The 11,650-nt window shown below is 69.2% G+C and carries 14 protein-coding genes; 3 read left to right on the top strand and 11 right to left on the bottom strand.

Annotated features, from left to right (window positions below):
- Positions 1 to 407 precede the first annotated feature (407 nt).
- The 9 genes from C3481_RS12175 to C3481_RS12135 form a co-directional block, all read right to left on the bottom strand.
- The gene (locus tag C3481_RS12175; protein WP_103842524.1) at positions 408 to 1,187 is read right to left on the bottom strand and encodes an ABC transporter ATP-binding protein; all 780 of its coding nucleotides are present in this window, start codon (positions 1,185 to 1,187) and stop codon (positions 408 to 410) included.
- Entirely contained in the window at positions 1,184 to 1,999 is an 816-nt protein-coding gene (locus C3481_RS12170) for an ABC transporter ATP-binding protein (protein WP_103842522.1), read from the bottom strand. Before C3481_RS12170 ends, C3481_RS12175 begins: the two co-directional genes overlap by 4 nt.
- Positions 1,996 to 2,871, bottom strand: coding sequence for an ABC transporter permease (locus C3481_RS12165; RefSeq protein WP_103842520.1), 876 nt, complete (start codon positions 2,869 to 2,871; stop codon positions 1,996 to 1,998). The genes C3481_RS12170 and C3481_RS12165 overlap by 4 nt, the downstream gene beginning before the upstream one ends.
- On the bottom strand, positions 2,868 to 3,830 hold the full coding sequence (locus tag C3481_RS12160) for an ABC transporter permease (RefSeq protein WP_308457284.1): 963 nt from the start codon (positions 3,828 to 3,830) through the stop codon (positions 2,868 to 2,870). Before C3481_RS12160 ends, C3481_RS12165 begins: the two co-directional genes overlap by 4 nt.
- 20 nt (positions 3,831 to 3,850) lie before the next feature.
- Positions 3,851 to 5,365, bottom strand: a complete 1,515-nt coding sequence (locus tag C3481_RS12155; RefSeq protein WP_258039108.1) for an ABC transporter substrate-binding protein — start codon at positions 5,363 to 5,365, stop codon at positions 3,851 to 3,853.
- A 79-nt stretch (positions 5,366 to 5,444) separates the two neighbouring features.
- Positions 5,445 to 6,209 (bottom strand): DUF1684 domain-containing protein, encoded by a 765-nt coding sequence (locus C3481_RS12150; RefSeq protein WP_103842518.1) that lies wholly within the window; start codon positions 6,207 to 6,209, stop codon positions 5,445 to 5,447.
- Positions 6,210 to 6,266: 57 nt separating this feature from the next.
- Positions 6,267 to 6,671, bottom strand: a complete 405-nt coding sequence (locus tag C3481_RS12145) for a hypothetical protein (RefSeq protein WP_071917972.1) — start codon at positions 6,669 to 6,671, stop codon at positions 6,267 to 6,269.
- A 9-nt stretch (positions 6,672 to 6,680) separates the two neighbouring features.
- A complete protein-coding gene (locus tag C3481_RS12140) occupies positions 6,681 to 7,142 on the bottom strand; it encodes a DUF3817 domain-containing protein (RefSeq protein WP_023954592.1) in 462 nt (153 codons plus the stop codon).
- Between the two features lie 22 nt (positions 7,143 to 7,164).
- Positions 7,165 to 7,590, bottom strand: a complete 426-nt coding sequence (locus tag C3481_RS12135; RefSeq protein WP_081731878.1) for a MarR family winged helix-turn-helix transcriptional regulator — start codon at positions 7,588 to 7,590, stop codon at positions 7,165 to 7,167.
- A 369-nt stretch (positions 7,591 to 7,959) separates the two neighbouring features.
- On the opposite strand from C3481_RS12135, the gene C3481_RS12130 reads away from it, so the two are divergent.
- Positions 7,960 to 8,388 (top strand): MarR family winged helix-turn-helix transcriptional regulator, encoded by a 429-nt coding sequence (locus C3481_RS12130; protein WP_064954916.1) that lies wholly within the window; start codon positions 7,960 to 7,962, stop codon positions 8,386 to 8,388.
- Positions 8,385 to 9,740 carry an MFS transporter gene (locus tag C3481_RS12125; protein WP_023954595.1) on the top strand — a complete coding sequence of 452 codons (1,356 nt, stop codon included), beginning with the start codon at positions 8,385 to 8,387 and terminating at the stop codon, positions 9,738 to 9,740. The genes C3481_RS12130 and C3481_RS12125 overlap by 4 nt, the downstream gene beginning before the upstream one ends.
- 106 nt (positions 9,741 to 9,846) lie before the next feature.
- Here the strand turns inward: C3481_RS12125 and C3481_RS12120 are convergent, their stop codons facing one another.
- Positions 9,847 to 10,344 carry a TetR/AcrR family transcriptional regulator gene (locus C3481_RS12120; protein ID WP_237049171.1) on the bottom strand — a complete coding sequence of 166 codons (498 nt, stop codon included), beginning with the start codon at positions 10,342 to 10,344 and terminating at the stop codon, positions 9,847 to 9,849.
- A gap of 94 nt (positions 10,345 to 10,438) precedes the next feature.
- On the opposite strand from C3481_RS12120, the gene C3481_RS12115 reads away from it, so the two are divergent.
- On the top strand, positions 10,439 to 11,149 hold the full coding sequence (locus C3481_RS12115; RefSeq protein WP_071917971.1) for an MBL fold metallo-hydrolase: 711 nt from the start codon (positions 10,439 to 10,441) through the stop codon (positions 11,147 to 11,149).
- A 34-nt stretch (positions 11,150 to 11,183) separates the two neighbouring features.
- On the opposite strand, the gene C3481_RS12110 is transcribed toward C3481_RS12115, so the two are convergent.
- Positions 11,184 to 11,561, bottom strand: a complete 378-nt coding sequence (locus C3481_RS12110; protein WP_137750438.1) for a hypothetical protein — start codon at positions 11,559 to 11,561, stop codon at positions 11,184 to 11,186.
- Positions 11,562 to 11,650 lie beyond the last annotated feature (89 nt).

Below are 11,650 nucleotides of genomic sequence, written 5' to 3'. Positions count from 1 at the left end.
GAAGAGGAGGTCTTTGATCCAAAGGAATCTCACCCCACCGAAGTGGAGTCGAGGTTATTTGGCATTTGACAAGTGCACGCTGTTGAGTTCTCAAGGATCGGACGCTCCCCCAACTGACCTCACAGCCAGCCCAGAGGGCAACTTCACAACCATACCCCACCCTTGGCCTGTTCATAACCAGGGCCGGAGACCGACTCGGTTGTGAGGTGTGGTGGGGACCCTGTGGCAGGTCTTGGACCTGCGACGCTCGGAAGCGTCTGTTTCGGGTTGTTCTCCGCTTGAGGGAGGCGGGACCTTCCGGCCCTCTCGCTCTTCCCTGTGGGGCGAACAAGTAATAAGTTACGCGGCTCCCGGCATCCTGGCAAAGCGGCGCGACATCCCGGGCGTGTCGCGGTCGCAGATCCCCGTCATTCCGCGGGAAGCCGGGGCACGGCGGCCACGAGCTGCGCGGTGTACTCGTCGCGGGGCGACGTGAGCAGCTGAGACGTCGGCCCCTCCTCCACGACGCGACCGGCGCGGAGCACCGTCATGCGCTCGCACAGCGCCGACACGATCGTCAGGTCGTGCGAGACCAGCAGCATGCCGATGCCCTGCTCCGCGGCGAGCCGCTGGAACAGCTCGATGACGTGCATGCGCACCGACGTGTCGAGAGCGCTCACCGGCTCGTCCGCCAGAAGCAGACGGGGGCGAGGCGCGAGGGCACGGGCGATCGCGATGCGTTGGCGCTGCCCGCCCGAGAACGCGTCCGGGTAGCGGGACGCAGCGTCCACGTCGAGGTCGACGGCCGTGAGCAGCTCGCCGACCCGCGCGTCGATGCGACTCCGGTCGCGGGTGATACCGAGGGACCGCAGCGGTTCGGCGATGGACTGCCCCACCGTCATGCGGGGGTCGAGCGACGAGAACGGGTCCTGGTAGACCGGCTGCACGGCGCGGCGCAGCGACCGCATCTGCGCGCGGTCGCCGACGCGAAGCGGTGCGCCGTCGAAGAGAGCGCGACCCGATGTCGGTGTCGCCAGGCCCAGCAGCAGGCGGAGAACGGATGTCTTCCCCGCGCCCGACTCCCCCACGAGTCCGACCGTCTCGCCGGGCGCGAGCGAGAGCGAGACATCGTGGAGCACGGCCGCTCCGCGACCGTAGGCGAAGTCGACGTGCTCGAGCGCGAGTTTCGCGTGACCGTCGGCCGTCATCGGGTTCCCTTCGCCGGCAGGAAGTCGTCGAGAGCGCGCGAGGCGGCGACCAGCTGCGCGGTGTACTCCTGCCGGGGCGACCGGAGCAGCTGCGCCGTGTCGCCGAGCTCGACCTGACGCCCGTCACGCATGACGAGCACGCGGTCGGCGATCTGCGAGACGACCGGCAGATCGTGGCTGATGAACAGCAGCGTCATCCCCCGCTCCGTCACCTCACGCTGGAGCAGATCGAGGATGCCGGCCTGCACGGTGACGTCGAGCGCGGTCGTCGGCTCATCGGCGATGAGGATGCTCGGGCCCGCCGCCAGGGCGAGGGCGATCGCGACGCGCTGCCGCTGGCCCCCGGAGATCTCGTGGATGAACGACCGTGCGATGCGCTCCGGGTCGGGCAGCTGAACATCTGTCAGGGCATCGAGCACGCCGCGCCGCAGCGCGTCTCCGGCCAGCCCGCGGTGCTTCGCGAGCGGCCAGGCCAGCTGCTTGCCAACGCGCATGAGCGGATCGAGCGAGGCCAGCGGCTCTTGGAAGACCGCTGAGATCGTCCGGCCCCGCACCCGATCGAGGCGGCGCGACGGGGTTCCGACGACCTCCACCTCGCCCTCGGCGGTCGCGATCGTCGCCGATCCGAACGGCGTCAGCGGGTACGCGAGCAGGCCGAGCATCGCGAGGGCGGTCAGCGACTTGCCCGAGCCGGACTCGCCGATGATGCCCAGGCGTTCGCCGGGTTCGAGCGTCACGTCGACGCCGTGCACGAGCGTGCGGTCGTCACCCAGCCGCACGCCGAGACCGGATGCGGTCAGCGCGGCGGTCATCCGATGCTCCTCGCGGTCGGATCGGCGATGTCGCGCAGGCCGTCGGCCAGCAGGTTCGCGCCGATGATGAAGGCGACCAGCAGGACGCCGGGGAGGATCGCCGCGGTCGGGGCGACGAGCACGGTGCTCTGCGCCTCCTCCAGCATCCGGCCCCACGAGGCGTTCGGCGGCGGGGAGCCGAGCCCGAGGTACGACAGCGACGCCTCCGCACCGACCGCTCCGCCGAACTGGAGTGCCAGCGGCACGATGAGGGTGGGCCAGACGTTGCGCAGCACGTGCCGGAACACGATGCCCAGCCTGCCCGTGCCCGAGGTCCGCGCAGCAGTGACGTAGTCCATCGCGAGGACGCGCGTCGCGGCGATGCGCGTGAGCCGGGCGATCACCGCCGAGCCGGCGAGGCCGATCGCGAGGATCGCCGAATCGACCGATGCCCCGCGCCAGGCGACGATCAGCATCGCCAGCAGCAGGGTCGGGAAGGCGATGGCGATGTCGAGCAGGCTCGTGAGGGCGTCGTCCACCCATCGGCGTGCGACGGCGGCGAGAAGCCCGAGACCGATGCCGACGATCGCCGCGATCAGCACCGATCCGAACCCGACGGTGAGGGCCAGCCGCGCTCCGATCATGAGCTGCGTGAACAGGTCGCGGCCGAGACGGTCGGTGCCGGCCCAGTGCTCGGCGGACGGCGGTTGCAGCCGGCCGCCGCTGGTGTCGTCGAAGGTGAACGGGGTCCACAGCAGCGAGATCAGGCCGATCACCGCGATGGCGCCGAACAGGATGCCGCCGACGGCGAGGTTGATCGAGCGTCGGCGGCGGGGCCGGGTGGGCCGCGTCGCCGGGACGGTGCCCGTGTCGGGAAGGGTCGTTGCCGTCATGCCGCCGCCCTCGCTCTGCGATTGCCCGAGATCGTGTCGCGCAGTCGCGGGTCGATGATGCGCTGCACGATGTCTGCGGCGAAACCGAGCAGAAGCACGAGGGCGGTCGAGAAGAGCAGCACCCCCTGGACGCTCGGGAAGTCCTGCTCCTTGATGCCGACCAGCAGCATGTCGCCGAGACCGGGGAGCGCGAAGACCCGCTCGATGATGACCGCGCCGACGAAGGTCGTCGACAGCTGGATCGCGAGGATCGAGATCAACGGGACGACGGCGTTTCGCACGCCGTGACGCCAGATGGCCGTGGCGAAGCTCTGCCCCGTGGCCCGAGCCGCGCGCAGATACTGCTGGCCGAGCACGTCGAGCGTCGCGCTGCGGACGTAACGTGCGAGATCGCTGCCCGCCACGATCGCGATCGTGAGCACCGGAAGCGTGAGTGACACGAGCGCGGCCCCGGGGTCCTCCCAGTCGCGCCGCGGGAAGCCGCCCGCCGGCAGCAATCGCCAGTTCAGCGCGAACACCGCGACGAGCAGGATGCCGACCCAGAAGACGGGAATCGCGCCGCCGAGCTGCGACACGGCCGAGAAGGCGGTTCCGTACCAGGTGCGCGCCTTCCACGCCGCGATGAACCCCACCGGCACCGCGATCAGCACCGACAGCGTGAACGCGATGAGGGTCAGGGGCAGCGTGACGTTGAGCCGGCGCAGGATCTCGTCGCCGACGGGAAGGTTGTTGGTGAACGATCGCCCCAGGTCGAAGCTCGCGAGCTGGCCGAGATAGGCCAGGAACTGCTCCGGGATCGGCCGGTCGACGCCCAGCCGCGCGGCGGCGGCCGCGATCTCGGCGTCCGTCGCCCCCACCGAGATGAGAGCGAAGACCGGGTTGCCGAGAACGCGCAGCACGACGAACAGGATCACCACCGCCAGCGCGAACGCCAGCAGCAGCAATCCTGTCCGTCGGATCAGATACCGGGTGATGGAGATCAGGCCTTCGTGATGTCGGACACGTAGAACAGCGAGTTCAGTCCATTCTTGGGCACGCCCGACACGCCTTCGGCCGCGATGCGCAGCTGCGGGTTGAGGTAGAGCCAGACGCTGGCTGCGTCGTCCGAGATCTGCTGGTTCGCCTTCTTGATCAGTTCGGTCTGCTCATCGACGGATGCCGCGGCCTCCGAGTCGGCCAGCCAGGTCTGCACGTCGGCGTTGTCGTAGCCCCAGTAGAAGTCGGGGTTGCCGTAGAAGTTGATGTCGCGGTCGTTGACGTGGCCCTGCAGCGTCGCCTCGAAGTTCTTCTCGGTGTAGACCTTCTGGTACCACTCGTCGTCGGTGATGATGTTGATGTTCAACGTGATGCCGACCTTCGCCAGCTCCGACTTGAGGAACTCCGCGACCGTCGAGTGGACGCCCGAGTCGGGGGTGTCGACCGTGAACGTGAACCCGCCGGACTGACCGGCCTCGGCGAGCAGCTTCTCCGACAGCGCCGGGTCGTAGGGGTTGTTGTCGGCCAGATCGATGTACCAGGGCTCGGAGGGCGGCACCATCGATCCGATGAGTTCGCCGCGGCCGTCCCAGATCGCATCGAGCAGCTTCTCGCGGTCGATCGCGGAGTAGATCGCCTTGCGCACGCGCGCGTCGTTGAACGGAGCGATCCGGTCGTTGAACGCCAGCAGCTCCTTCGTCGTCGAGGTGCCCTCGATGATCTGGAAGCCGGCGGCCTCGAACTCCGCGATGCTGTCGGGGTTCGACTGGCTCGTGACGAGGTCGACCGCACCGGTCGTCAGGGCGTTGTTCAGGGCCGTCGGGTCGGCGTAGTACTGGTAGACGACCCCGCCGTTCTTAGGCGCGGCGCCCCAGTAGGAGTCGTTGACGTCGAGGGTGATCGAGTCGCCCTTTCGATAGTCGCCGAGCTCGTAGGGCCCGGTGCCGTCGGCGGTGGCCGTCAGGTCGCCGGCATCCTCGTTGACGATCCAGACGTAGCCGAGGTTGTAGGTGAAGCTGATCGACGGCTGCGAGAGGGTCACCTCGACGGTCTTGTCGTCGACCGCCGTGACGGTGTCGATGACGCTCAACTGGCGCTTGCGCGCCGCGATCGACTCGTCGCCGACGAACCGCTCCAGGCTGTACTTCACATCGGCGGCGGTCAGCTCCTTGCCCGAGTGGAAGGTGGCGTCCTCAAGGGTGAACGTGTAGACGAGACCGTCTGCCGACACGCTGGTCTCCGCGGCCAGCAGCGGCTCGACCTGGGCGTCGTCGGTGATCCGGAACAGACCCTCGTACACGTTGCCTGTGAAGACCTCGGTGACGCCCGACGAGCCGCCGAAGATCTGATCGAGGTTGGTCGGCTCGTTCTGCGATCCGACGACGATCTCGGCGTTCGGGTCGCTCGCGCCGGCCGAACCGGCCGGGTCTGCGGATCCGGAGCATCCGGCCAGGACGAGAAGACCGGCCGTCGCAGCCGCGGTGGCGGCGACGATCCGGGAGAAGCCGCGTGAAGTCACGGGTGTTCCTTTGCTGTGTGGAGGGGGCGGCGGAGCGAGGTGCGGGCGCTCCGCCGTTTCGGGTGTTGCAGGAAGGAGATCAGAGCGAGAAGTCGCCGGCGAACCGGACCTTCTTCTCACCGGCGCGAACCGGGAAGGGCAGACGGTTCTGCAGCGGCGGCAGGGGGCAGTTCATCTGGTTCGAGAAGCCGCACGGCGGGACGACGGCCCGGTTGAAGTCGACCGTGACCGGCGTGCTGTCACCGGTGGCCAGGTCGCCGGTCGCGCCCGGGTGGTCGAGGAAGAGGAACCGGCCGGCACCGTAGGACTCGGCGCCGTTGGTCTGGTCGCCGAAGACGAGGTGCAGCTTCGGACCGCCGTAGTTGGTGTCGAAAGCGGCGAGTCGGTACTCGGTGCCGTCGATCTCGAAGACCAGGTCGCCCGAGACCGGGAGGCCGCGCGTCGCGCCGCCGTCCTTGATGTGCTCGAAGGGGACCACCCGGTCTTCATCGACGAGCTCGAAGCGGCCCTCGATCACCCAGGCCGGGTCGTACTCCCAGCGCTCGATGTCTTCGAACGCTTCGTTCGCGGGCGAGTCCTGCCGCCAGATGCGGTAGCCCTCCTGCGGAAGACCGGTCTCGATGTCGGTTCGCTGCAGACGGGTGAGCAGCGCATCGACCGGATGCCCGGCGCGCGCAGTCTCGTCGTCGACGGCGGGCTCGCCCGGAGCCGACCAGTGCGTGAGCACGAGGGCGAGGGATCCCTGCGGGGCCGCGACCGACTCCCGGCGGAAAGCCGCCCAAGCTCGGTAGTCGGACTCAGCCGAGGAGACGGATGCTGCTGCGGATGCGGATGTACTCACCATGACAGGCAACCAAACGTGGGACCGCCACGAGAAATTCCGTGTCGGACTGTTGCGCCCTTAGCGGGACCGCCCGGGGATGTCGGTGCCGCCCGCCCACAGCGCCCACGCGACGAGCACGGGCTGGAGGAAGAGTCGGCCGAAGCGCCGCGCATCGGTGTCGAGTCCGGGAGCCGACGCACCGGTGCGCCACTGGTGCACGTTGCCCGGGAACACGGCGACGAAGAAGGCGGCGATCGCCGCGGCGATGCGACGGCGTTCGCGTGGTAGCGCGACGAGCCCGGCGCCGAGCATCATCTCGACCGCACCGCTGGCCACGACGATCATGTCTTTATCGGTGCGCAGCAGCCGCGGCGCCCAGTCCGGGACCGCGATGCGATAGCCGCGTCGGAGGACGGTCAGATGCGCCGCTCCCGCCGCGATCAGCAGAGCGGCGAGGGCGAGGCGGGCAACGGTGCGCGGCATCCGATCACGTTACGCCCGTCCGGGCGGTCCGATCACCAGCAGCACGACGTATGCGGCGATGATGCCGATCGCGAGGATCATCGCCAGCACCACGGGACGGCGGACGAACCATCGCAGGAACCGGTCGACCGCGCGCCGGTCGCGCGGGTCGTCGGTCGCCTCGGTCCGCCACTCCCCCTCGAGAAGGCCGCGCCGGCGCAGCACGATCTCGGTCGGCACGGTCGCATAGGGGACCACGGCGGCGCCGACGGCGCAGATCGTCGGGACGATCGACCACCGGTTGTTCCAGGCGACGAGCACGGCGGTCGCGCCATAGCAGAGGAAGACGAAGCCGTGGATGCCGCCGCCGATCGTCACGGCGACCGGCAGGTCGAGCGCTGTGCGGAGAATCAAGCCGAGGATCAGCAGCGTCCACGAGACGGCCTCGGCGATCGCGAGCGAACGGAATGCGGTCGACGGTGTTCGGAACACCCCCGAACCCTATCCAGCCGACCTAGACGATTCCTGCACGGATGCCGTCCATCGAGGCCGCCAGGCCCGGCATGTTGTCGCTCAGCGTGGCATCGAGCTCGAGCAGCCGCTGGTGAGCCTGCTCCATGACCGCGATGCCCTTGGCCGTGATGCGCAGGTCGGACGCCGAGCCTGCGTGCGCCGTCGCATCGGCGACGAGCCCCTCGTCGACGAGGGTGCGGACGGCGGTGTGCGCGGATTGCACCGTGATGTGCGAGCGACGCGCGAGCTCCGAGAACGAGATACCCGGCTCCGAGCCGATGTGCCCGAGCAGGCCGAACTTGCGGGTGGAGAGGCCGAGGTCGCGCAGGGCTGCGGAGAGCCGGCCTTCCCACGACGCCGAGACGGCGATGAGCGCGATGACCGGGCTGAAGCGCGGCTCGCGCGTGAGGGCAGGAGTTTCCGACACGGTCACGATTGTAGGAGGCGGGGGCTCACTCGTGCGGGTGATAGCCGCCAGAAAAGCTGTGTCGCACCCCTAACGCGCCGCGCGCCGTTCGTCAAGGACCGAGCGTCGACGCGAGCGGATGTTCATGATGAGTTCCACGGAAGAAGCGGGGAGGTCACCATGATCACGAACGAAGAGCAGGACGAGCAACACACCGACATCCGCGGCGAGAAGCCGTTCGGTCAATGGCTCGGACTGATCAACGGCGGCCGCTGACGCCACGCGAAAGCCCCCGGCATCCTCTCTCGCGAGGAGGATGCCGGGGGCTTCGTCATTCTCGGGAGCGCGACGTTTTACATAGCCAGCCTATGCATGTTGTATAGTGAAGCTATGCAGTTGCCCGACTCCCCTATCCGCCTGATGTCGGCGTCGAGCCGGTTCAACCGGGCTGTGGCCCGCCGAGTCGAGACGTCCGCCGCCGCAGGAACCTGGCGTGCGCTCGCCGCCCTCGACGAGCTCGGCCCCACACGGGTCAGCGACCTCGCCGAGTGGCAGCGCGTGAGCCAGCCGACCATGACGACGCTGGTTCGCCGGATGGAAGCGGAGGGCCTCGTGGATCGTGCACCCGACCCCGAGGACGGCCGGGCCTCGCTCGTGTCGATCACCGACGAGGGGCGGCGCCAGTTCGAGGCGTTCCGCTCGCAAGCGCTGGAGGTGACCGCGCCGGCGTGGTCGCGGCTCAGCGACGCCGACCGGTCGGCTCTCGCGCGCGCGGCCGAGGTTCTCGCCGCGCTGCTCGAGGAGCCGGAACTGCAATGACCCCGACAGACTCCGACGAGAGGAAGGTGCGCGTGACGAGCGCGACGAAAACAGAACGGTCCGCGACCGGCGATCAGACGAAGGCGACAGCCGAGACCGCGAAGGCGTCGATCTGGCGCCAACCCGTCGCGGTATGGGCGATCGCCTTCGCCTGCACGGTGTCGTTCATGGGCATCGGCCTGGTCGATCCGATCCTCCCGGCGATCAGCCGCGAGCTGGATGCGACGCCGTCCGAGACGATGCTCCTGTTCACCAGCTACCTCTTCATCACCGGCATCGTCATGCTCTTCGCCAGCTGGGTGTCGTCGAGACTCGGCGTGAAGAAGACCCTGCTGCTGGGGCTCGCCCTCATCGTCGTCTTCGCTGCGGCCGCAGGCCTCTCCGGTGGCGTGGTCGAGATCATCGGATTCCGCGCCGGTTGGGGAATCGGCAACGCGCTCTTCATCGCGACGGCGCTGGCCGCCATCGTCGGGGCCGCAAGCGGCGGAAGCCGTCAGGCGATCGTGCTGTACGAGGCATCCCTCGGCATCGGCCTCGCGGTCGGACCGCTCCTCGGCGGCGCGCTCGGCGAGCTGTCGTGGCGCGGCCCCTTCTTCGGGACCGCGGCGCTCATGGCCATCGCGCTCCTCGCGATCCTCGTCGTGTTCCGCTCCCCCGCACCCGCTGCCGGAGCTGCAGCGCCGGCGAAGGTGTCGCTTCTCGCGTCGTTCCGTGCGCTGCGCAACCCGGCCCTGCTGACCCTGTCACTGACGGCGTTCTTCTACAACGTCGCGTTCTTCGTGCTTCTGGCCTACAGCCCGTACCCGATCGAGTCCGCCGCGGCGCAGGCCGGGATGACGTTCGGAGCTCACGAGCTCGGCCTCGTCTTCTTCGGCTGGGGACTCGCCGTGGCGCTCACCTCGGTGCTCGCAGCTCCCCTGCTGACCCGCCGGCTGGGCCTGCGCCCCGTGCTCTTCACGATGCTCGGGCTGCTGGCCGTCGCCGAAGCCGTCCTCGCGATCGGCATCGACAGCGCCACCGTGCTCATCGTCACTGTCATCGTCGCCGGCCTGTTCCTCGGCGTGCTCAACACAGCGCTGACCGAGGCCGTCATGGAGGCCACCGACCTGCCCCGGAACGTCGCGAGCGGCACCTACTCGGGCGTGCGCTTCATCGGTGGCGCGATCGCTCCCGCCGTGGCAGGCCCCCTCGCCGCCGCGATCACCCCGAGTGCGCCGTACTGGCTCGGTGTCGCCGCGCTCGTCGTCGCGATCGCGATCCTCGCCGCCGCAGGCCGTACGCTGCGCCACCTCGGCCGCCCGCACGAGACCGCGATCGCCGAGGCCGCCGACATCGGCCAGGGCGACGCCTGACCGGAGGGCCTCTGCATGTCGGAGGGCGGGCTCCTGAAAGCCACCCTCCGACATGCTTTTCTCCGCGTGGACGGAAGCGCGGGGCGCACGCACAGCCCGGGGCGCGTCAGCCGCGCAGCGAGCCGACCAGGTGCGCGACGCCGTAGGCGTAGGCCTCGTCGAGATCCCCGCCGAGTCGGAACGCGCCGGCGAGCTCCATCGTGACGAAGCCCGTCGCCCACGCGGTCAGCAACCGCGCGGCATCGAGGGCGTGGCCGGCACCGACCGCGGCGGTCGTGGCTCGAAGAACCGGCGCGCTCGTCGCCGCGAGCTTGTCGGGATCGACGGTGCTCGTGAAGAGCAGGCGGAACGCCTCGGGGCGCTCACGCCCGAAGCGCCGGAAGGCGCCGAGCATCTCTTCGAGACTGCCGGATGCCGCGTCGAGACGTTTCGTCAGGTCGTCCGCAGCCGCGCCACCGACGAGAGCCAGAAGGGCTTCACGGTCACGCACGCGTTTGTAGAGCGACGGCGCCTTCACCCCGACCGCCTGAGCCACCGCCTGCATAGTCACTGCAGAGACACCTCCGCTTTCGAGCAGCGCCGTTGCCGCGTCGATGATGCTCACGAGCGTTGTTCGTTCCGGTGTCGGCATCGCCCCTCCCAAAGCTACGGTCATAAGCTATCATGGCTACACGCATTAGCCATGACCCGAGGACATCATGCAACTCACTCCTTCACTCCATCGGATCGGCAACGACATCGTCGCCGCTTACCTCATCGTCACGGCCGAAGGCATCACCGTCGTCGACGCCGGCCTGCCCGGCTTTCATCGCGACCTGCGACGAGAGCTGGCCGGCATCGGGCGCACCCTCGACGACATCCGCGGTGTGGTCCTCACTCACGGCGACAGCGACCACGTCGGCTTCGCGGAGCGGCTGCGGCGCGAGCAGGGCGTTCCCGTCTACGTCCACGCTGCGGATGCCGCTCGCGCGCGCGGCGGCGAGAAGCCCAAGACCCCGCTCGGTCCCGTCCGTCTCGGTCCCCTTCTGCAGTTCGCCGCCTACGGCGCGCGAAAGGGGATGCGGCCGCAGTGGCTGACCGCCGTCGAGGAGGTCTCCGGCGGGGACGTCCTGCCGCTGCCCGGCGAACCGCGCGTCATCGACATGCCGGGCCACTCCCCGGGCAGTATCGCCGTGTACTCCCCCGCCGCCGCAGCCATCTTCGTGGGCGACGCGCTGACAACTCGGCACGTGCTGACCGGGCGCACCGGCCCCGGCCCGGCGCCCTTCAGCGATGACCCCGCCGAGGCGATCGCCTCGCTCGACCGCATTGCCGGCCTGCCAGCCGCATGGGTGCTGCCGGGACACGGACCGGCGTTCCACGGATCGCCGGCCGAGGCGGTCGCCGCGGTTCAGGCAGCCAGCTCGTAGGAGAGGCGCGTTGATCGAGCCAGCAGCGGAGCTCTCACCCCATGCCCGACATCCGGTCCCACTCGATCGACCGGAACTGCAGGTACGCACACAGATCGCTCGCGACGCGCAGTTCGGCCGCGAAGCCGGCCAGCCGCTGCGGACTGACCGTCAGGTCTTCATCCCGCCCCGTGAGCGTGATCACCCACTCAGCCCGGTCGGGTCCCGCAGGTTGCATGTAGACCTCTGCCGGCGTCCCGAACGGAACCATGATCACAAGACCGGTGTCTTTGCCGAGAGACTCGTCTTGGATGGCGACCTTGAACGACGACGACGTCCGCGGCCCGGTCGCGAGATAGTCGGCCAGCCATTGCTCGAGGAGAGCCTTCGAGCGCACGGGGTATCCGGGCCGGTGGCGGGTCTCGGAGTTCATGTCGTCAGCGTAAGCGACGGTGTGGGCGCCGGCGTTCCCGTAGGGCGACGCCTGACCCCCGGGCGTCCGCGTGTCGGAGGGCGGGCTCC

Source organism: Microbacterium sp. Ru50, assembly GCF_002920555.1.
Lineage (GTDB): Bacteria > Actinomycetota > Actinomycetes > Actinomycetales > Microbacteriaceae > Microbacterium > Microbacterium arborescens.
Note: the sequence above shows the minus strand (reverse complement) of the source record. Positions and strands in the feature narration are given on the sequence as shown.

Bases quoted from the DNA above. Each gene is read 5' to 3' on its own strand.
- C3481_RS12175 (WP_103842524.1), bottom strand. From the start codon at position 1,187: ATGACGGCCGACGGTCACGCGAAACTCGCGCTCGAGCACGTCGACTTC.
- C3481_RS12170 (WP_103842522.1), bottom strand. From the start codon at position 1,999: ATGACCGCCGCGCTGACCGCATCCGGTCTCGGCGTGCGGCTGGGTGAC.
- C3481_RS12165 (WP_103842520.1), bottom strand. From the start codon at position 2,871: ATGACGGCAACGACCCTTCCCGACACGGGCACCGTCCCGGCGACGCGG.
- C3481_RS12150 (WP_103842518.1), bottom strand. From the start codon at position 6,209: ATGGTGAGTACATCCGCATCCGCAGCAGCATCCGTCTCCTCGGCTGAG.
- C3481_RS12145 (WP_071917972.1), bottom strand. From the start codon at position 6,671: ATGCCGCGCACCGTTGCCCGCCTCGCCCTCGCCGCTCTGCTGATCGCG.
- C3481_RS12130 (WP_064954916.1), top strand. From the start codon at position 7,960: ATGCAGTTGCCCGACTCCCCTATCCGCCTGATGTCGGCGTCGAGCCGG.
- C3481_RS12125 (WP_023954595.1), top strand. From the start codon at position 8,385: ATGACCCCGACAGACTCCGACGAGAGGAAGGTGCGCGTGACGAGCGCG.
- C3481_RS12115 (WP_071917971.1), top strand. From the start codon at position 10,439: ATGCAACTCACTCCTTCACTCCATCGGATCGGCAACGACATCGTCGCC.
- C3481_RS12110 (WP_137750438.1), bottom strand. From the start codon at position 11,561: ATGAACTCCGAGACCCGCCACCGGCCCGGATACCCCGTGCGCTCGAAG.